At 66.9% G+C, this 19881-nt stretch carries 20 protein-coding genes; 7 read left to right on the forward strand and 13 right to left on the reverse strand.

The genetic code is table 11. The features are described 5' to 3' along the window. Positions 1–55: 55 nt before the first annotated feature. The 4 genes from dcd to NU688_RS14135 all read right to left on the reverse strand — a co-directional run bounded on the left by dcd (position 56) and on the right by NU688_RS14135 (position 3672). Entirely contained in the window at positions 56–622 is a 567-nt protein-coding gene (gene dcd, locus NU688_RS14120; protein WP_013542862.1) for a dCTP deaminase, read from the reverse strand. Between the two features lie 79 nt (positions 623–701). Then, on the reverse strand, positions 702–1988 hold the full coding sequence (guaD, locus tag NU688_RS14125; protein ID WP_257861295.1) for a guanine deaminase: 1287 nt from the start codon (positions 1986–1988) through the stop codon (positions 702–704). Positions 1989–2086: 98 nt separating this feature from the next. Beyond that, on the reverse strand, positions 2087–3070 hold the full coding sequence (locus NU688_RS14130; RefSeq protein ID WP_257861296.1) for a hypothetical protein: 984 nt from the start codon (positions 3068–3070) through the stop codon (positions 2087–2089). Next, positions 3067–3672, reverse strand: coding sequence for a short chain dehydrogenase (locus NU688_RS14135; protein ID WP_257861297.1), 606 nt, complete (start codon positions 3670–3672; stop codon positions 3067–3069). Before NU688_RS14135 ends, NU688_RS14130 begins: the two co-directional genes overlap by 4 nt. A 121-nt stretch (positions 3673–3793) precedes the next feature. Between NU688_RS14135 and NU688_RS14140 the strand changes: the two genes are divergently transcribed. Further along, the gene (locus NU688_RS14140; protein WP_257861298.1) at positions 3794–4657 is read left to right on the forward strand and encodes a LysR family transcriptional regulator; all 864 of its coding nucleotides are present in this window, start codon (positions 3794–3796) and stop codon (positions 4655–4657) included. On the opposite strand, the gene NU688_RS14145 is transcribed toward NU688_RS14140, so the two are convergent. From NU688_RS14145 to NU688_RS14155, 3 genes are all read right to left on the reverse strand, one after another. Beyond that, positions 4654–5754, reverse strand: coding sequence for a BMP family ABC transporter substrate-binding protein (locus tag NU688_RS14145; RefSeq protein WP_257861299.1), 1101 nt, complete (start codon positions 5752–5754; stop codon positions 4654–4656). The genes NU688_RS14140 and NU688_RS14145 overlap by 4 nt on opposite strands. An 89-nt stretch (positions 5755–5843) precedes the next feature. Further along, on the reverse strand, positions 5844–6671 hold the full coding sequence (locus NU688_RS14150) for an SDR family oxidoreductase (protein ID WP_257861300.1): 828 nt from the start codon (positions 6669–6671) through the stop codon (positions 5844–5846). Between the two features lie 89 nt (positions 6672–6760). Continuing rightward, on the reverse strand, positions 6761–7711 hold the full coding sequence (locus tag NU688_RS14155) for a GlxA family transcriptional regulator (RefSeq protein ID WP_257861301.1): 951 nt from the start codon (positions 7709–7711) through the stop codon (positions 6761–6763). A 107-nt stretch (positions 7712–7818) separates the two neighbouring features. Between NU688_RS14155 and NU688_RS14160 the strand changes: the two genes are divergently transcribed. The 3 genes from NU688_RS14160 (at position 7819) to NU688_RS14170 (ending at position 11843) form a co-directional block, all read left to right on the forward strand. Further along, positions 7819–8301: a (2Fe-2S)-binding protein gene (locus tag NU688_RS14160; protein WP_257861302.1), complete on the forward strand. Its 483-nt coding sequence runs from the start codon at positions 7819–7821 to the stop codon at positions 8299–8301. A gap of 1 nt (position 8302) precedes the next feature. Then, positions 8303–10495, forward strand: a complete 2193-nt coding sequence (locus NU688_RS14165) for a xanthine dehydrogenase family protein molybdopterin-binding subunit (protein WP_257861303.1) — start codon at positions 8303–8305, stop codon at positions 10493–10495. 127 nt (positions 10496–10622) lie between these two features. Then, positions 10623–11843 carry an MFS transporter gene (locus NU688_RS14170; RefSeq protein WP_257861304.1) on the forward strand — a complete coding sequence of 407 codons (1221 nt, stop codon included), beginning with the start codon at positions 10623–10625 and terminating at the stop codon, positions 11841–11843. A gap of 12 nt (positions 11844–11855) precedes the next feature. On the opposite strand, the gene NU688_RS14175 is transcribed toward NU688_RS14170, so the two are convergent. Continuing rightward, positions 11856–12806, reverse strand: coding sequence for a LysR substrate-binding domain-containing protein (locus NU688_RS14175; RefSeq protein ID WP_257861305.1), 951 nt, complete (start codon positions 12804–12806; stop codon positions 11856–11858). Positions 12807–12903: 97 nt separating this feature from the next. Here NU688_RS14175 and NU688_RS14180 point away from each other — a divergent pair, with 97 nt between their 5' ends. Then, a complete protein-coding gene (locus tag NU688_RS14180) occupies positions 12904–14208 on the forward strand; it encodes an MFS transporter (RefSeq protein ID WP_257861306.1) in 1305 nt (434 codons plus the stop codon). On the opposite strand, the gene NU688_RS14185 is transcribed toward NU688_RS14180, so the two are convergent. Then, complete coding sequence (locus NU688_RS14185; RefSeq protein WP_257861307.1) at positions 14169–15230, reverse strand: adenosine deaminase; 1062 nt, start codon at positions 15228–15230, stop codon at positions 14169–14171. The two genes, NU688_RS14180 and NU688_RS14185, sit on opposite strands and share 40 nt — an antisense overlap. Before the next feature lie 241 nt (positions 15231–15471). Here NU688_RS14185 and NU688_RS14190 point away from each other — a divergent pair, with 241 nt between their 5' ends. After that, the gene (locus NU688_RS14190; protein WP_257861308.1) at positions 15472–16452 is read left to right on the forward strand and encodes a zinc-binding alcohol dehydrogenase family protein; all 981 of its coding nucleotides are present in this window, start codon (positions 15472–15474) and stop codon (positions 16450–16452) included. A 64-nt stretch (positions 16453–16516) separates the two neighbouring features. Here NU688_RS14190 and NU688_RS14195 read toward each other — a convergent pair whose 3' ends face one another. The 3 genes from NU688_RS14195 to NU688_RS14205 all read right to left on the reverse strand — a co-directional run bounded on the left by NU688_RS14195 (position 16517) and on the right by NU688_RS14205 (position 18506). Beyond that, positions 16517–16918: a hypothetical protein gene (locus NU688_RS14195; RefSeq protein ID WP_257861309.1), complete on the reverse strand. Its 402-nt coding sequence runs from the start codon at positions 16916–16918 to the stop codon at positions 16517–16519. Positions 16919–17127: 209 nt separating this feature from the next. Then, positions 17128–17715: a hypothetical protein gene (locus NU688_RS14200; RefSeq protein ID WP_257861310.1), complete on the reverse strand. Its 588-nt coding sequence runs from the start codon at positions 17713–17715 to the stop codon at positions 17128–17130. Next, positions 17706–18506 (reverse strand): GrpB family protein, encoded by an 801-nt coding sequence (locus NU688_RS14205; RefSeq protein WP_257861311.1) that lies wholly within the window; start codon positions 18504–18506, stop codon positions 17706–17708. Before NU688_RS14205 ends, NU688_RS14200 begins: the two co-directional genes overlap by 10 nt. An 83-nt stretch (positions 18507–18589) precedes the next feature. Between NU688_RS14205 and NU688_RS14210 the strand changes: the two genes are divergently transcribed. Continuing rightward, positions 18590–19417, forward strand: coding sequence for a hypothetical protein (locus NU688_RS14210; RefSeq protein ID WP_257861312.1), 828 nt, complete (start codon positions 18590–18592; stop codon positions 19415–19417). Between the two features lie 27 nt (positions 19418–19444). Here the strand turns inward: NU688_RS14210 and NU688_RS14215 are convergent, their stop codons facing one another. Next, the gene (locus NU688_RS14215) at positions 19445–19819 is read right to left on the reverse strand and encodes a hypothetical protein (RefSeq protein ID WP_257861313.1); all 375 of its coding nucleotides are present in this window, start codon (positions 19817–19819) and stop codon (positions 19445–19447) included. Between the last annotated feature and the right edge of the window lie 62 nt (positions 19820–19881).

Below are 19881 nucleotides of genomic sequence, written 5' to 3' on the forward strand. Positions count from 1 at the left end.
AGGATGGTACTTGCCCCGGGTGCCGGTGACGTAACCGGCGGTCAGGACACGCGAATCAGGTCTTTGGCAGCGTCACGCCGCGCTGGCCCTGGTACTTCCCGCCGCGGTCCTTGTAGCTGGTCTCGCAGACTTCGTCGCTCTCGAAGAACAGCACCTGCGCGCAGCCTTCGCCCGCGTAGATCTTGGCGGGCAGCGGCGTGGTGTTGCTGAATTCCAGCGTCACGTAGCCTTCCCACTCGGGCTCGAACGGGGTCACGTTGACGATGATCCCGCAGCGCGCGTACGTGCTCTTGCCGAGGCAAATCGTCAGCACGTTGCGCGGGATGCGGAAGTACTCGACGGTGCGCGCCAGCGCGAAGCTGTTGGGCGGAATGATGCAGTAGTCGCCGTGCATGTCGACGAAGCTCTTCTCGTCGAAGTTCTTCGGGTCGACCACGGTGCTGTGGATGTTGGTGAAGACCTTGAATTCGGGCGCGCAACGGATGTCGTAGCCGTAGCTCGAGGTGCCGTAGCTGATGATCTTGTGGCCGGAGGCTTCGCGGACCTGGCCGGGCTCGAAGGGCTCGATCATGCCGGTCTGCTCGGCCATCCGCCGGATCCATTTGTCGCTCTTGATGCTCATATGCGCTCGCTGCTGCTGCGGGGGGAATCGGGGCCGAATTGTGGCATGGGCGCCCTGTGCGCCCTCCCCCGGGCGCGGTTCAGCCCGCCTGCGAGATCACCGTGCGCTCGACCAGCCGGTCGTCTCCCAGCACGATCATCGCGAAGAGCATTTCTTCCAGCGTGTTCGCCAGCTTCGTCTTGCGCGCCAGCAGCGGCGTGGCCGAGGGGTTGAGCACCAGGAAGTCGGCCTCGCAGCCCGGCTGCAGGTTGCCGACCACCCCATCGAGCCCCAGCGAGCGCGCCGCGCCGCCGGTGTGGTGCCACCAAAGCCGTGAGGGCGGAATGCTCAGGCCGGTCTTGGTCTGGCCCTCGCGGCCCACGTAGTAGGCGGCCAGCATCGTGTGAAAGGGGCTGAAGCTGGTGCCGCCGCCCACGTCGCTCGCAAGGCCGTAGGGCGATTCGATGCGGTCGGCCGCGCCGAAGTCGAAGAAGCCGCTGCCCAGGAACAGGTTGCTCGTCGGGCTCACGGCCGCAGCCGTTTTCGTCTCGCGCATCAGGCGGCGGTCTTCATCGTCGATGTAGATGCAGTGCGCGTACACGGCGCGCTCGCGCATCAGGCCGAAGCCGGCGTACACATCGAGGTAGGAACGCGACTTCGGGTAGAGCTCCCGCGCCCATTGCACCTCGTCGCGGTTCTCGGCCACATGCGACTGGATCCAGGTGTCGCCGTACTTGGCGGCCAGTTCGCCGGCGCCACGCATCTGCGCATCGGTGCTGGTGGGCGCGAAACGCGGCGTGATGGCGTAACCCAGGCGGTCGACGTTGTGCCACTTGCGGATCAGCGACTCGGTATCGATGAGGCTCTGCTCGGTTTCGTCGCGCACGCCGTCGGGCGAGTTGCGGTCCTGCAGCACCTTGCCGGTGATCATGCGCAGCTGACGGCGCTGCGCGCTCTCGAAGAAGGCATCGACCGAGGCGACATGCGAGGTCGCGAAGGTCAGCGAGGTGGTCACGCCATTGCGCAGCAGCTCGTCGAAGAACACATCGGCCACTTCGCGCGAATGCGCCGGATCGACGAATTTGCTCTCGGCGGGGAAGGTGTAGTTCTCGAGCCAGGGCAAGAGGCCCGGCGAAGGTGCGCCGATGATGTCGGTCTGCGGAAAGTGGATGTGCATGTCCACGAAGCCCGGCGCGAGGATGCGGCCCGGCAGGTGCATCACATCGGCATCGGAATGGCGCGGCGACACGGCGGCGTGGCTGCCGGCATCGACGACGCGCTGGCGGCCGGCGGCGTCGGGGGCGACGACCAGCAGGCCGTCTTCATCGAAAACGGGCAGGCCCGCGTTGTCGAATCGCAGGAGGGAGGCGCGGTAGGCTTTTTTCATCGTGGCTGCGGAGGGTAATCCAGCCTCGCGCCGCTGCAATTTCCATGCGCATATGAGTGCTATATGCGGAATGCACTCCCCGGTGGCCTCTCGGCCTCTTAGTCCCGCGGCAATGCGTGCGACTGGATATCGAAGGGCACGCCGCGCGGCACGGGCCCGTCACCGTCCTTGCGCTTGGTCAACAGCGCGTACTTCGACTCGATGAAATAGACGCGGTCGCCCAGCACCGCACCCGACGACGGATCGTTGAGCCCCGCCACCACCGTTTGCAGGCCAAGCTTCGCGCCATCGACACGCGCCACCGTGACCTGGCCGCCGTACGGGCCGTCGCCGAAGGCATTGCTCTCGAACAGCACCAGCCGCCCGGGCTTCCAGGCGCGGATCGCGTCGACGTTCTTCATCACGCGTGGCGCCTCGATGCGCGTGACTTCGCCCGCCCGGCCGTCCGCGCCCAACCCGATGCGCAGCAGATGCGACGACGCCGCCACGAGGCTCACATAAACGTCGCGCCCGCCATCGATGGCGATGCCGTTCAGTCCCTTGTAGGGACCTTCGCCGGCAAGCGCCGGGTCTTCTTTCCAGACCGTGAGCGCGGCCGCGCCCGGTGCGAGCCGCAGCACGCGCGGATGGAAGGAGTCGGTCACGTAGACGTTGCCGTGCGCGTCCTGCGCCAGGTCGTTGCAATAGCCCGCATCGGGCATCGCGTAGCTCGCGCGCGGCGCACCGGTGGCGAGGTCGTAGCGCTTGAGCGCGCTCGGCGTCTGCGGGACGGTGGTGAAGCCGCTGTTGCCCGAGCAGACCCAGAGGGCCTGGCTTTTCGCATCGACCAGCACGCCCTGCCCGTTCGCCAGGCCGTTGGCACCGGGCTTCACCAGCACCTCGGCTTTCGGCGCGACGCCCGGCCTCAATCGCGCGACCGCGCCCTGGCGCCAGCTGCCGACATAGAACGCGCCGTCCGGTCCGATGGCGACGCTTTCCGGGTACCAGTCCTCGGGCAGCGCCTGCACGACGGGCGGTGCGGCGGTGGCCGCCGTCGCGGCGAGCGCGAGCAACGCGCCGGCCAGCCGTGCGCGCCTGCTCATTGCCATACGCGCAACACGCGCCCCGTCAGCGGACCTTCGATGCTGCGCACATAGGCCAAGGCCACGCGCGCGGCCGGCACGGTCTCGACGCCCGGAAAGAGCGCGCCATACGCAGCCAACGATTCGGTCAGCAGCGTCGGGCTCACCGCATTGATGCGCAGGCCCCGCGGCAACTCGATTGCCGCGCCTTTCACGAAACCTTCGACCCCGGCATTCACCGCCGCCGCATTGCTCCCGCCGCGAACCGGGTCTTCGGCCGCGACGCCCGTGGTCAGCGTGATCGATCCGCCATCGGCCAGAACGTGCTGGCCCAGCAGCGCGAGCCGCACCTGGCCGAGCAGCTTGTCCTGCAGACCGACGTTGAAATCGGCCGGCCGCATCTGGGCAATCGGCCCGAAGAACAAGCCTCCGGCCGCCGAGACGATCGCATCGACACGCCCCACCGCCGCATACAGCGCCTGGACGCTCGCATCGCTCGTGATGTCGACCTGCACGTCGCCCCGCGTGCGCCCCGCCCGAACCACCTCGTGCCCGCGTTCGGCCAGCACCCCGGCCACCGCACTGCCTATGGCACCCGTGGCGCCCACAACAAGAATCTTCATGAAAAACCTCGCCGAATGAATCAAGAAGCGCCCATTGTTTTGCGAATGGATAGTTTGATAAATTGCCATCCGGTTCGGCAATTCGAAACTCTGGGTTCTCAATATGGACAAGCTGCGCGCCATGGAAGTCTTCGTCGCGACGGTGGATGCGGGCAGCTTCGCCGCGGCCGCCGACGCGCTCGATCTCTCGGCCGTGATGGTCGGCAAGCACATCCGCGCGCTGGAGGCACAACTGGGCGCGCGCCTGCTCGAACGCACCACACGGCGCCATGCGCTCACGGAAATCGGTGCCGCCTACCTGGAGCGCTGCCGCGACGTGCTCGCGAGCGTGCACACGGCCGACGGCGTGGCCGAGTCGCTGCGCGCCATGCCGCAGGGCGTGCTGCGCGTCACGGCGCCGGTGGCCTATGGCGCGCACCGGCTCACCCCGGTGATCGGCGACTACATCGCCGCCCATCCGCAAGTGAAGGTGGACCTGGTGCTCAACGACCGCGTGGTCGACCTGGCCGAAGAAGGCTTCGACTGCGGCATCCGCTCGGGGGCGGCGGTCGATGAACGCCTCATCGCGCGGCCGCTCGCCCTGGCGCGCATGTTCGCGGTCGCGAGCCCCGCATGGGTCGCGCGCCACGGCCAGCCGAAGCACCCGTCGGACCTCGAAGCCTTTCCGCTGCTGGGCTTCGCCACCTGGGGTCCGGACCATTCATGGCGTTTCACGCGCGACGGCCAGACGGTGCATGTGCCGGTGCGCGGCCCGCTCACCACCAACAACGGGCAAGCGCTGCTCGCAGCCGCGATGGCCGGCGTGGGGGTGATCGTGCAGGCCGATGCGCTGCTCGGCCCTGCCCTGGCGTCGGGGCAGGTGGTTCAGCTGCTGCCCGAATGGCAGTTGCCGACGCGCCCCGTGCACATCATGCGATTGCCCGAAGCGCGGCCGAGCGCCAAGCTGCGGACCTTCGTCGACTTCGTGGTCGAGCGATTGAGCTAACGCGTCACGCGGCCCTGCACGCCGTCGACCAGCCAGTTCATCTTCAGGATCTGCTCGTCGCTCAACTGCGCGCCCTTGGCGATGACGACGTGGCCCTCGTTGTCGCGCACATCGCCCACCACCGCGCGAAACGGCTGCAGCTTGCCGGCCGCGATGTCCTGCTGCCGCGCCAGCACCTCCTGCTGCACCGCCTTGGGCACCTTGGTGCCGAAGTCGCCGACGCGGATCATTCCTTCCTTCACGCCGCCCCAGAGATTGCCGCTCTTCCAGCTGCCGTCGAGCACGGCTTTCGCGCGCTGCGTGTAGTAGCCGCCCCACTGGTGCGTGACCGCGACGATCTGCGCATCGGGCGCAATCTTGCGCATGTCGGAGTGGTACGCGATAGCCATCTTGCCGCGCTCCTGCGCCGCGGCCATCACGGCGGTGGAGCCGGTGTGGAAGGCGACGACGTCGGCGTTCTGGTTGAAGAGCGCCATGGCCGCATCGCGCTCCTTCGGCGGATCGAACCATTCGTTGAGCCACACCACGACGACCTTCGCATTCGGGTTCACCGAGCGCATGCCGAGCGTGAACGCGTTGATGCCCTGCAGCACCTCGGGAATCGGAAAGCCCGCCACGTAGCCCGCCACGTTCGTCTTCGTCATGCGACCGGCCGCGATCCCCGCGAGATAGCGGCCCTCGTAGTAGCGCGCATTGGCCGTTGCGACATTGGCCGCGGGCTTGTAGCCGGTGATCGACTCGAACTTCACATCCGGAAAATCGCGCGCCACCTTCAGCGTCGGCTCCATGTAGCCGAAGCTGGGCGTGAAGATGAGCTTGTTGCCCTGCTGCGCCAAGTCGCGGATCACGCGTTCGGCATCGGCGCCTTCGGCCACGTTCTCGACGAAGGTGGTCTTGACCTTCGCGCCGAGCGCCGCATCGACGGCCTTGCGGCCCTCTTCATGCTGGCGCACCCAGCCGGCATCGGTGACCGGCGTGACGTAGACGAAGCCGATCTTCAGCGGTTCTTTCGAAGCCTGCGGTTGAGAAAAGGCGGGAGATAAAAAACAGGCGGTCACCCACGCCAGAACGGCGCGGCCCGCGAGGTTTTTGTACATGGTGGTCCTCTACATGGCCCCGGAAAAGCAAAAACCCGCAGTCGGCCGGGACGCCCAACTGCGGGATGCGGATTTTAGTGCGACCGTTTTCAGGCCGTAGCTGCAGCCTCCGCGCTTGCGCCTTTCACGCCATAACGAGCCGCTGGCACCGAACTGGAAATCCGGCCCGACATGGCGCGCCGCGCCGCATCGAAAGCGTCCCACTCGTCCTGGCTCGGCAGCGACGGGATCGTGACCTTCTCGCCCTGGTCGAGACCCGCGAGCGCCGCATCGACCAGGTCTTCCGCGGTCATGACGATCGCGCTCGGCAGGTGCTGCACCGGCAGGCCGGCAATGCCCCAGAACTCGGTGGCCGTGGCACCGGGCAGCACGGCCTGCACGCGCACGCCCTTGTCGCCCACTTCATGCTGCAGTGACTGGCTGAACGCGAGCACGAAGGCCTTGTTGCCGCCGTACACGCCATTGAGCGTTTCGGGCGAAACCGCCACGATGGACGCGATGTTCACGAGGGTTCCCGCGCCCCGCGCCACGAAGCCCGGCACGGCCGCATACGTGAGGCGCGTGAGCGCATTCACGTTGATCGCGATCATCTCTTCCATCTTCTCGATGTCCGAGGCGAGCAGCGGCGCGGTGGCGCCGACGCCAGCGTTGTTCACCAGCAGCGTGAGCTCGCGGTTCGTGCGGATGGCGGCCTCGACGCGCGCGATGTCTTTCTTGTCCGTGAGATCGGCGGCGATCGTCTCGATCTTGCGGCCCGTCTCGGCGGTGAGCCTGGCAGCCAGCGCCTGCAGCCGGTCGTTGTTCCGCGCGACCAGCACGAGGTCGAAGCCACGGCGGGCGAGCCGGTCGGCATAGATGGCGCCGATGCCCGAAGAAGCGCCGGTGATGAGAGCAGTGCCCTTGGATGTCGCAGTCATTGGAGGTTCCTTTGGAAGCCGCGTCATTGCGGCGTGAAGGGAAGTTTCCTCCGTCAGTGCGATGGCGTAAATGTCATATAAACCTCTTTTTAAGCCACTTCCGCGACCTGCCTCGCCACCCGGCGAACGGCCTGTGGCGGCTGGCCCAGCGTGCGCAGGAACGCGCGGCGCATGCGCTCGGGATCGCCGAAGCCCGTTTCATCGGCCACGACGTTGAGCGCCAGCCCGCCTGCATCGATCAGCGCCTTCGCCGCTTCCACGCGCAGGTGCTCGACGGCCTGCGCGGGCGACTGGCCGGTTTCCGACTTGAAGGCGCGGCTGAACTGGCGCGGGCTCAGGTGCGCCACCTCGGCGAGGTCTTCGACCGAGAGCGCGTCGCGCAGGTTGGCGCGCGCATGCACCAGTGCCTGCTGGATACGGTCGGACTTGGGTTCGAGCTCAAGCAGCGCCGAGTACTGCGATTGCCCGCCCGCCCGGCGGTGGTACACGACCAGCTTCTTGGCGATCAGCCGCGCCACGTCGACGCCCAGGTCCTGCTCCACCAGCGCCAACATCAGGTCGATGCCCGCCGTCATGCCGGCCGATGTCCAGAGCGAACCGTCGTTGATGAAGATGCGGTCGGGCTGCACCTTGGCGAGCGGGTGGCGCTTCTGCAGTTCCTGCGCAAAGGCCCAGTGCGTGGTGACGCGCCGGCCATCGAGCAGCCCCGCATCGGCCAGCCCGAAGGCGCCGGTGCAGATGCTCGCGAGCCGGCGCGAGGTGCGCCCGCCCGCGCGCAGCATCTTGCACAGGGTGTCGGAGGTGGGCTCGATGGTGAGCGCGCCGGTCATCACCAGCGTGTCGAACTTCGACGCGGTGAACCGCTTGGTCTCGACATTGATGCCGATCGAGCTGGACACCGCTCCCCCGGTTTCGGACAGCAGCTCCACCCGGTAGACCGGTTTGCCCAGTTGCTGGTTCGCCAGCTCGAAGGTGGCGAGGGCCGCGAGATCGAGGATCTGGAAGCCCGGAAAAACGACGACGGCGATGCGCTTCTGCATGATGTCCTGAAAAGAGGTAATTTCGACATTCCGGCCGAAAGGCTACGTGACATCCTCCGACCGGTCAATCAGCCGTCCCACGCGGCATACCACCAGAAAGAAGCGCTATGAAAGTCAATGGAATCGAACGACCGGTCGACGTCGACGGCGACACGCCCGTGCTCTGGGTGCTGCGCGACGTGCTCGGCATGACGGGCACCAAGTTCGGCTGCGGCCTGGGCATGTGCGGGGCCTGCACGGTACACATCGACGGCGTGGCCACGCGCTCGTGCATCACGCCGGTCGAATCGGTGGCCAATGCCAGCGTGAGCACCATCGAATCGCTCGCGGGCACGCGCGTCGGGCGCGCATTGCAGAAGGCCTGGCTCGACCTCGATGTCGTGCAATGCGGCTACTGTCAATCGGGCCAGCTGATGTCGGCCACGGCCCTCCTCGGCAAGAACACATCTCCCACCGACGAAGAGATCGATGGCGCCATGAGCGGCAACATCTGCCGATGTGGCACCTATGTGCGCATCCGCGCCGGCATCAAGGAGGCGGCGCGCGCCCTTTCCGGCAAGACAGCAGCACCAGCAAAGAAGGCGGCCTGACATGATCCTCGATCGATTGACAACCCCTGAAGTCGACACCGCGCTGTCGCGCCGCAACTTTCTCTCGGTGGGTGCCGCGCTGGGCGGCGGCCTGCTCATCGGCGTCGGCTTCGGCGCCGCGCCTTCCACGGCCGATGCGGCCGGCGCGACCAGTGCAGTCGCCGCGCCCTGGGCACCCAATGCCTTCGTGCGCATCGCCCCCGATGGCCAGGTGACCGTGGTCATGGGCTTCATCGAAATGGGCCAGGGTACGTACACGAGCATCCCGATGCTGATTGCCGAGGAACTCGAGATCGACCTCGCCGGCGTGCGCCTCGAACATGCGCCGCCCAGCGACAAGCTCTACGGCAACCCGCTGCTCGGCTTCCAGGTGACGGGCGGCTCCACCACCATTCGCGGCGCCTACGAGCCGATGCGGCGCGCCGGCGCCACGGCCCGCACGGTGCTCGTGCAGGCGGCGGCGCAGCGCTGGCGTGTCGAGCCGGCCTCGTGCCGCGCCGTGCGTGGCGAGGTGGTCCACACCGCGAGCGGACGCCGTCTCAAATACGGCGCGCTGGTTGCCGATGCCGCCAAGCTCCCCGTGCCCGAAAAGGTCGAACTCAAGCCGCAAGCCGACTTCAAGCTGATCGGCACCTCCGCCCGGCGCCTCGACACACCCGCCAAGGTGAACGGCACCGCGATGTACGGCATCGACGCGCGTGTGCCCGGCATGAAGGTCGCCACGCTGAAGCAGTCGCCGGTGTTCGGCGGCCGCGTGCGCAGCGTCGACGACGTCGCGGCGCTGAAGGTGCGCGGCGTGCGCCAGGTCGTACGGCTCGATGACTGCGTGGCAGTGGTCGCCGACCACATGGGCGCGGCGAAGAAAGGCCTGGCCGCACTCGTCGTCGAATGGGACGACGGTGCCAACGCCAAGGTGAGCACCGAAAGCATCGTGCAGTCGATGGCCCAGGCCTCGCAGAAGCAAGGCGCGGTCGTGCGCAAGGAAGGCGACAACGCCAAGGCCATGGCCGGCGCGGCGCAGCGCCTGGAGGCCGTCTACGAAGTGCCCTTCCTGATCCACGCGGCGATGGAGCCGCTCAACTGCACCGTGCACGTGCGCAAGGACAGCTGCGAGGTGTGGGTCGGCACGCAAGTGCTCACGCGCGCGCAGGCCGCGGCCGCCGCGGTCACGGGCCTGCCGGTGGAGAAGGTGACGGTGCACAACCACCTGCTCGGCGGCGGCTTCGGCCGGCGGCTGGAGGTCGACAGCGTCACGCGCGCCGTGCAGATCGCGCAGAAGGTCGACGGCCCCGTCAAGGTGATCTGGACGCGGGAAGAAGACACGCAGCACGACATGTACCGCCCCTACTTCTACGACCGCGTGAGCGCCGGCCTCGACGCACAGGGCAAGCCCGTCGCGTGGAGCCACCGCATCACCGGCTCCTCGATCCTCAAGCGCTGGCTGCCACCGGCCTACAACAACAACTTCGACCCCGAGACCATCGACGGCGCCGAGAAACCGCCCTACGCGCTGCCGAACATCCTGGTCGACTACGTGAACCACGAGCCGCCGGTGCCGACCGCGTTCTGGCGCGGCGTCGGGCCGACGCACAACGTCTTCGTGGTCGAGAGCTTCATCGACGAGCTCGCGGCCGCCGCGAAGACCGACCCCGTCGCCTTCCGCACCGCGCTGCTCGCGCAGAACCCGCGCGCGCTGGGCGTGCTCAAGCTCGCCGCCGAGAAAGCCGGCTGGGGCCAGCCGCTACCCGCGGGCCAGGGGCGCGGCGTGTCGCTGCAGTTCGCCTTCGGCACCTTCATGGCGCTGGTGGTGGATGCGGAGGTCACCAAGTCGGGCGACGTGAACGTCAAGCGCGTGGTCTGCGCGCTCGATTCGGGCGTGATCGTCAACCCCGACACCGTGCAGGCCCAGGTGCAGAGCGGCGTGATCTTCGGCATCTCGGGCGCGCTCTGGGGCAAGGCGACGGTGAAGGACGGGCGCATCGAGCAATCGAACTTCCACGACGTGCGCGTGGTGCGGATGAACGAGACGCCGCTGATCGAGACCCACATCGTCGCAAGCAAGGAAGCCCCCGGCGGCATGGGCGAGCCCGGTACCTCGGGGCTGGCGCCGGCGCTCACGAATGCCATCTTCGCGGCGACGGGCAAGCGGGTGCGCAAGCTGCCGATCGACCCCGAGTTGCTCAAGACGGCCTGACCGGCGGCGACCGGCCGCGAACGGCGCACACGGCGCGCGCGGCGCGCACCCATGCGACACCACGATGGGTACCGCCGCGAATCGGCAGGCGCGGGCACGGCCACGCGGCGGGACAATGGTTCGCCCCATGACGAACCCGACAACTTCCGCCAGCAGCGCTGTGGCCCACGCGCATTGGCAGCGCAACCTCGCCGTCTGCATGTTCGGCTCCTTCACCACCATCGTGGCGATGACGCTGCTGCTGCCTTTCCTGCCGCTGTACGTCGAGCAACTGGGCGTGAAGGACCATGCGGCCATCGTGCAGTGGTCCGGCGTGGCCTATGGCGCCACCTTCTTCAGCGCCGCGCTGGTGGCGCCGCTGTGGGGGCGCCTGGCCGACCGCTATGGCCGCAAGCCCATGCTGATCCGCGCGAGCCTGGGCATGGCAGTGGCGATGGCGCTCATCGGCATGGCGGGCAACGTGTGGCAACTGGTCGGCCTGCGTTTGCTCGCGGGTCTCCTGGGCGGCTACGCCTCGGGCTCGATGGTGCTGGTCGCCACGCAAACGCCGAAAGACCGCACCGGCTGGGCGCTCGGCACCATGTCCTCGGCCATCATGGCCGGCAACCTCGTGGGTCCGCTGGTCGGCGGCGCGCTGCCGCCGCTCATCGGCATCCGCGCGACCTTCTTCGCGGCGGGCGCGATGATCTTCGTGGCCTTTCTCGCCACCGCCTTCATGATTCGCGAGGAGAAGAAGGCACCCTCGGCCTCGAAGCAAGGCGACGCCCCCGACACCGGCTGGGCCGCCGTTCCCGACAAGCGCCCGCTCATCGCGATGCTCTTCACCGGCATGCTGCTGATGCTGGCCAACATGTCGATCGAGCCGATCATCACTGTCTATGTCGCCACGCTGGTCGAAGACCCGAACCGCGTGACGATGATGGCCGGCCTCGTGATGTCGGCCGCCGCGCTCGGCAGCATCCTCTCGGCCTCGCGGCTGGGCAAGCTGGCCGACCGCGTCGGGCACTGGAACGTGATCGTCGGGTGCCTGGCGGTGTCGGCGCTGCTCTTGATTCCGCAGGCCTTCGTCACCTCGGGCTGGCAGCTGGTGGTGCTGCGCTTCCTGATGGGGCTCTCGCTCGGCGGGCTGCTGCCCTGCATCGCGAGCGTGATCCGCCACAACGTGCCCGAGCGCGTGGCCGGCAACATGCTCGGGTACTCGACCTCGGCCCAGTACACGGGGCAGGTCGCCGGGCCGCTGCTCGGCGGCTTCGTGGGCGGGCACATCGGCATGCGGGCGGTGTTCCTCGGCACCTGCGTGCTCATGGCCGCAGGCGCCGGGTGGAACTGGCTGGCGAAGCGGCGGTAGCACGAGCTTTGCTCAGCTCGTGCCTGGCTGCACGTGCCGCCGCACCGCCTCCAGCAGCAGCGTGGCGAGCCGGCCGACCGGCGCCTCGGCATTGGCCTGCGCGCGGTAGAGCGCCATCGACATCTGCGGCAGCGCCGGCAGGCCGACCACCGTGCGGTCGATCGCGCGCACATGCGAGGGCAGCCCGAAAGGCGTGCGCACCGTGAGGCCGAGGCCCGCCGAGCTCGCGGCCCACAAGGCCGCCAGGCTGGCGCTGGTGAACGCATGGCGCCACGGCACGCCGGCGCGGTCGAGCGTCTGGGTGACGATGTCGCGCAGCGGGCACGGCGCATCGAGCAGCACCAGCGGCAGCGGCTCCTTCGACTTGCGCGCGCCGCGACCTCCGCCTTCGCGGCGCTCGCGTTCCTTCCACCAGGCCGCATCGAGCACGTCGCCGGACGCGGGGCCGATCCATTGCAGCGGCAGGCGCGCCACGCGCTCGGCATGCAGCGACGGCGGGTGGTCGCCCGCATCCCACGCCAGCGCGAGGTCGAGCTTTCCGAGTTCGAGACGCTCGCGCAACTCGGCGCTGCGCGCTACGCAGGCCTCGATGCGCACCTTGGGATGCGCACGCGCAAAGCGGCCGAGCACCGCGGGCAGCAGCGTCTCGCCGAAGTCTTCCTGCAGGCCCAGGCGCACCCAGCCCTCCAGGTCGGCGCCGCGCATGGCGGCGCTCGCCTCTTCGTTGAGTTCGAGCATGCGGTGGGCGTAGGCCAGCAGGGTTTCGCCGGCGTCGGTGAGTTCCAGCCCGCGGCCGGCCTTGCGGAACAGCACGGTACCGGCTTGCGCCTCCAGCTTCTTCAATTGCGCACTCACCGCGGAGGTCGAGCGGCCCAGCCGGTCGGCCGCGCGGGCATAGCTGCCGAGCGCGATGCCGGTGGAAAAGCTGCGCAGCACATCGAGATCGAACATCACCTGGGACATGGGTTCATCCTTTTCTGATCATCCTGTTTTTCTGGACGATTTACTCATTATTTTCTGATTTTCAAAACCTTGGCGACGGCAGAAACTTCGCCACAACATGAATCCATCTGCCCTCTCCTCCTCGCAATCGCCCCGCCACCGCTGGAAGGTGCTGGCCGCAGGCGTGGCCGCCAACGCGGCGTTCTCCGTGGCCTTCAGCGGCATCCCGATGACCGCGGTGCTGATGCGCACCGGCTACCAGTTCGACAACGCAACGCTCGGCCTCGTGCTCGGCCTCATGGGCCTGGGCATCGCGGTGAGCGAGTTGCCATGGGGCCTTCTGACCGACCGGTGGGGCGACAGGCCAGTGCTGCTGACCGGGCTCGGCAGTACCGCGATCGCGCTCGTGGCGATGGCGCTCTGGGCCGCGCCGAGCGCGCAGCACATTCCCGGTCTCGGATGGCTCGCCGCTGGCCTGCTGCTGGTCGGCCTGCTGGGCGGCAGCGTCAACGGCGCGAGCGGCCGCGCGGTGATGACGTGGTTCGACGCCAGCGAACGCGGGCTCGCGATGAGCATCCGCCAGACCGCCGTGCCGCTGGGCGGCGGCATCGGCGCACTGGTGCTGCCGTTCGTCGCGCTGCACTTCGGCTTCGCCGCGCTCTACGGCCTGCTGGCACTGCTGTGCGCACTGAGTGCGGTGATGAGCTGGGCGTGGGTGCACGAGCCACCGATTGCGCGGGATGCGCCGCGCACCCCGACGGCCACGGCCGAAACCCCGAAGACCGGCCCGCTGCACGACGCACGCGTCTGGCGCATCGTGCTGGGCATCGGCATCCTCTGCGCGCCGCAGTTCGCGGTGCTGTCCTTCGGCACGGTGTTCCTGCACGACTTCGGCCACGCGGGCCTCGCGACGATCACGGCCACCATGGTCTTCACGCAGGTCGGGGCAATGGTGATGCGCGTATGGAGCGGCCGCTGGACCGACCGCCGCCGCAACCGCCCCGCCTACCTGCGCGCCTGCAGCGCACTCAGCGTGGCGCTGTTCGCCGCGCTCGCGGTGCTGGTGATGGCCGCGGGCACGCACACCGCCGATTCACTAGCGCTCCGCATCGCGCTGGTCGTGCTTCTGGGGGTGAGCGGTGTCTGCGTGTCGGCCTGGCACGGCGTGGCCTACACCGAGCTCGCCACGCTGGCCGGCGCGGCGCGCGCCGGCACCGCGCTGGGCATGGCGAACACCAGCGTGTTCCTGGTGTGCTTCGTCACGCCCTTCTCGATTCCGCACCTGCTCGCGCTGCAGGGCTGGCCGATGGTGTGGCTTGCGGCCAGCGCCTGTGCGCTGGTGGCGATGCCGCTGCTGGTGCCGCGGCCGGTCGCGTCTTCGGATCAGAAGCTCGCGAAGACGGCGTTGAGCCGGTCCACGTAGGCGCGCTTGGCGGCCGCATCGATGAAGCTGCCTTCGAAGCTGTTGGCCGCGAGCTGCCAGGCGTGCTGCACCTTGAGCCCGGTGGCTTCGAAGGTCTGCGTGAAGTTCTGGTTCATGTAGCCGCCGAAGTAGGCGGGGTCGTCCGAGTTGACGGTGGCGACGAGCCCCGCATCGAGCAGTTCGCCGAGGTTGTGCTTCGACAGGTCCGGGAACACGCAGAGCTTGAGGTTCGACAGCGGGCACACGGTGAGCGGAATGCGGTCCTGCGCGAGCCGCTTCATCAGCGCCGGGTCTTTCGCGCTCTGCACGCCGTGGTCGACGCGCTCGACCTTCAGCACATCGAGCGCGCTCCACACGTATTCGGGCGGGCCTTCTTCACCCGCATGCGCGACGAGGCGCAGTCCCAGCTCGCGGCAGCGTGCGAACACGCGCGCGAACTTCTCGGGCGGATGGCCGACCTCACTCGAATCGAGGCCCACGCCGATGAACAAGTCGCGGAACGGCAGCGCCTGCTCCAGCGTCTCGAAGGCTTCTTCTTCGCTCAGGTGGCGCAGGAAGCAGAGGATGAGCGATGCGCTCACGCCGAGCTTCGGCCCCGCATCGAGGCACGCGCGGTGCAGGCCGCTGACCACCGTTTCCATCGACACGCCGCGCGCCGTGTGCGTCTGCGGGTCGAAGAACATCTCGGTGTGCACCACGTTGTCGGCCGCGGCGCGTTCCAGATAAGCCCAGGCCATGTCGTAGAAGTCCTGCTCCTTCAGCAACACGCTCGCGCCGGCGTAATAGATGTCCAGAAAGCTCTGCAGGTTGGTGAAGGCATAAGCCTTTCGCAGGTCTTCGACGCTGGCATACGGAATGGCCACGCCGTTGCGCTGCGCGAGCGCGAAGATCAACTCGGGTTCGAGCGAGCCTTCGATGTGCATGTGCAGCTCGGCCTTGGGCATGGCGCGCAGCAACTCGGGGAGGCGGTCGGCGGGGATGTTGTCGAAGCGCTTGTCGTAGACAGGGCGGAAGTCGGTCATGGCGTGGGAATCGGCGTTGTGATCCCGCACAGCATAAGCGCAGCCACGGCCTGCGCCATCACCGCCAACGTATAGCCGTCAGTCGATGCTGCGGGCCGAGTTCAAGTGCGGCCCTCCATTGCCGAAACTCATTGCAACGAGAAACGATGACCTCGTGCCGGTGGAAATGAGTTTTTCTGCCCAGGCTCGCGGCTGCATGTCGACAACGCTACGCTTCGATCTCCCGATGTAAAGGACACCCATGACTCCCACCATGCGCGCCGTCGTGCTCGACGCCCCGGGGCCGCCCGAGGCCCTGAAGATTCGCGTTCTGCCTATCCCCGTGCCCCGGCCCGGGGAGGTGCTGATCAAGGTCCGCGCCTTCGGGCTCAACCGCTCGGAGCTGCACACCCGCATCGACCTGGCCGAAGGCGTGACCTTTCCGCGCGTGCTGGGCATCGAGGCGTGCGGCGAAGTCGCCGCGTGCCCGGGCAACGAGTTCGCGGTCGGGCAGCAGGTCGTCGCGATGATGGGGAACATGGGCCGCACCTACGACGGCGGCTACGCCGAATACACCTGCGTGCCCGCGTCGAACGTGATCGCATTCAAGAGTGCGTTGCCATGGAATGTTCTGGGCGCGGTGCCCGAGATGCTGCAGACCGCGTATGGGTCGCTCGTGTCGGCGCTCGATGCAGAGGCGGGCCAATCGATCCTGATACGCGGCGGAACGTCGTCGGTCGGGCTGGCCACGGCGAGCCTTGCAAAGCAACGCGGCCTGACGGTTCTCGCGACCACGCGAAGCGCCGCCAAGCAATCGGCGCTGGTCGCGGCCGGTGTCGATCACGTGCTGATCGATGACGGCGCCGTGGCGCCGCAGGTCCGCAGGCTTTTTCCGGAAGGCGTCGATCTCGCGCTCGAGCTGGTCGGAACGCCCACGCTGCCCGACACCCTGCGCGCATTGCGCCGGCGTGGTGTCGCGTGCTTCACGGGCATGTTGTCGAACGAGTGGACCGTCAAGGACTTCTATCCGATCGGCTATCTGCCGGATACGGTGAGGCTGTGCGCTTATTCAGGCGAGGCGGCCGACCTGCCGTCATCCGTCCTGCAGAGTTATCTCGATGACGTGGCATCGGGCAAGCTCTCCGTTCCCATCGACAAGACCTATGCGTTCGACGACATCGCCGAAGCGCACAGGGCGATGGAGCAGAACGAGGCGAAGGGCAAGCTGGTCGTTGTGATCTAGCCAAGAGTCGCGCTGCCCCGGACGTGAAAAAGCCAGCAATTCAAAGAACTGTTGGCCTCGGCGATCAGCTTCGCCAATGCGTGTGTGACTGGCTGTGGGCGTCCTTGAGAATTCCGCCGAAATGGCAGCATTCCCCTTGGGCATCTGTAGAGCAAACAAAGCCAGCCGCGTTTCTGATGATTTCGTCCTGCGTGGCGTTCACCCAAGTGACTGCCCAAGGGATTCGAACCATCACATTGACGTTTGCCTGGGTAGCTCCGATAGCGCCGATCGCAACCTGGAGAGGGTTCGCTTGAGCGGGCGAGAGAAACATCACGGTGTTCGCTGCCCCGTGGTTCAAGACCATCGTGCGAGCCGCCCAAGTCACGCCGGCCTGATGCAGAACCGCCGCACGCGAATCATCGGTGCCACCCGGTCCGAGAAGACGAATGTGTTTGATCCGGAAGGCCTCAGTGCAATTGAACATGGGACGCGCTCCAAAGATAGGGGCCACATTGTCATGGTCTCGACCTCGTCTGTCGATGGACTGCAAAAGTCTGCCCGTGGCGGGCTTCGAAGGTCCTCCTGATGCGGCTGGCTGCCAGCCATGAACCTTGCAGTGCTGCGCGTTCACCGGGGACAGCCGATCTCGGCCATGTCATCAGCGAGCGACGCCAAGGCGTGAATCGCGGCGGCCTACCAGATCTTTCGACGGCCGAGGCGTCGGCGCTTCCAGTCGATGTTCATGACGAGAATGCGGCTGTTGCAGCTGCCGTCCCATTGGACTGCCAGCCCGGCACGAGCAAGCTCGGCAACCACTGCCTCGCCAATTCGCGGCCCGTCGGACTCTTCCTTCTCAGGATCGATGGGGCCGAATGCAAGGAACAGCGCGCCGTCGCGGACCACACGATCGAGGTCTTGCCCGTGATAGAAGCAATAGCCAACGATGCTGCTCTTCGCCTCACTCTCGGCATAAGCGGCCTGCACGTCTTCATACCCGTCGCTCTGTGTGTGGCCCGCGTTCTGGAGCGCGATGATTCCGAGTTGTTCGAGCGCTGAGAACACCTGATCGAGCTTGTCGCAGTCGGTGATCGTCGGCCAGACGGCCTGCTCTTTTTCCAGCACGGTGAACGCCTCGTCGATCGCGGATTCGACCTCGGCGTCGTCCAGCTCGCCGGGCTCGTACAGCTCTTCGCAAACGATCTCGACGATGCGAGCGCGCTTCTCGAATCCACCGCGGACCAGTTGGTGGATCTCGTCCAGGACTTCAGCATTCAGCGGCATGGTGTTCCTCGTTGTTGATCATTCAGTTCGATCTGCACGTGTATCTCCTGGATCACCGCCGCTTTCTCCCGGTTGTAGACCTCCGGGTTGACGGGATCGATCGCGTGGGCGCGGTCCTTGGCCTCTTCGTACTTCCTCTGCAGGTCGGGACGCCGGTCGAGGATGTCCATGAAGGCCAGCGAATCCTTGTGCACCGGGTCGCCCCGATGGCAGATGTGGATGTTGACGTTGAACCTGCGCCCCTCGTGCTCGATGCTCCCGCAGACATACGGCTTCTCATCTTTATCGACCCATACGGCACGCCGATGAAACCCGAGCGTCTCGAACGCCTGTTGCGCGGCGCGGAGATTCTCTGTGTGCGTGATGGCGGCAACATCCACCATCGGCTTGCCCCGCAAGCCGCGGATGGCGGTGCTCCCGATGTGGACGAGTTCCACGCCCTCGAGGCGCTCGTGAACGTGGCGTTGCACCTGCGCGAACACATCAGCGTATGCGGGGTCGTAGGGCAGGATGTTGCGGTGGTCCGGGCTCTCGTCGAACGCATCGATCTTCATGGCTTCTCCATGTGGACTGTTCATTGCGGATGGCCGCGCCGGGTCGAATGGTAGTTCGCTATCTGGATGCGTGGCGCTGGTAGCCGTTGCCATCGCGATAGCGCTGTGGCTGCGTGCACCGCCTCGCCAGCGGTTGATCCGGGGGTTCGTCGACAGCGCGGAAATCGTGGTCGCAGGCATACGCGCCAGCAAGCTGTAGACACCAAAGTTTGCGTGACCTATGGCACTGGTGAACATGGGTGCTCCCGCGCCATAGTTCGGCGCGCCCTGAGGTGAATCCAAACCTCCGGGCTTCTTTTTTAGAACAAAGAGGGAAGCTCATGAACACACGATTTTTATTGGCGGCCGTGGCTGCTGCGACGCTGGCTGCCTGTGGTGGAGGCGGCGATAGCAGCCCAAGCCCATTTCAGATCGTTCCGCTCGTACCGATAGGCCCACCAGCCCCGGCGCCCGCTCCGGCACCTTCGCCGGCACCGGCCCCCAACCCCGACAACACATCCTCCGCGGCCTGCTTCAACGAAGCCGACCTGCACGAGGGCACCACATCGGTGGTGGAACTGGACATCACCTCCAAGGGCCAGACCTTCAAGCAGCGCGTGACCACGGTCACCCGCACCCGCGAGTCCTTCGCGGACGCGAACCCGGTGCGGCTGCTGCGCACCAGCTTCAACTACTTCAACAACTCGGAAGCGACGGACAGGCAGTACATCGACTTCGTGGACGGAAAGATCCTGCGATATGGCTCCCGCAACGGCGGCGAAGGCGCTGACCCTGCGCTCGGCACCAACACCAACGTGCCGACGTTCGCGATGCCCGTCATGTCGCCGGGCCAGACGCTGGAGCTGAACTACGTGGTCAAGTCCGTGAGCGGCGCGAACGGCGAGATCAGGAACGAGCAACCCATCTCGGGAACGGACACCTACGTCGGGCGCGAGACCCTCGTGACGCCCATGGGCTCCTTCGGAGCCTGCAAGTTCTCGGGCATCACCCGCGTGCGGCAAGTGGACGGATCGGACCTCATCCAGAACCAGGACAACTGGATCGCCGCCGACGGCCCCTACCGCGGCCAGATGCTCAAGCTGGTGACGCGCATCGGCGAGGACGTCGGCACGATCGTCGCCACGCAGATCACCTACACGCCGAAGTAAGGCAAGGCGCCACCGTCTGCCCCCGGCTCAGGGGCAGACGAGTTCCGTCTTCGACACCGCGCACAACCTGGCCACTTCGGCCTTCGACAGGAACTCCGTCGCGAGGCTGTTGAGCATCAGCACGGCCGGATAGAGGCGCGCGTCCTGCGGGTTCGCGCGCCAGGCCTTCTTCAGCAACTGCTGGCCCGCCTTGTTGCAGTTCTTGCGCTGCATGCGGTTGATTTCCTTGTCGCGCGCAGAGCCGTCGCCGTTGAACTCGCCCGCGAAGTGAAAGCACATCTCGGTGTCGGAGACGGCCTTCTGAAGCGGCTGCTCCTCCTTCGAGAACTTCGCGGGTCCGGCAGCGAACGACAGCGAGGCCGACAGCAGTGCGGTGCCTGCGGCGAGGAACATCAGCTTCATGGTGCGAATCCTTCCTTGAATGAAAAAGGGCCGCCCTGGGCGACCCTCTCTGCATGCATCGC

Source organism: Variovorax sp. ZS18.2.2, from assembly GCF_024701975.1.
GTDB lineage: Bacteria > Pseudomonadota > Gammaproteobacteria > Burkholderiales > Burkholderiaceae_C > Variovorax.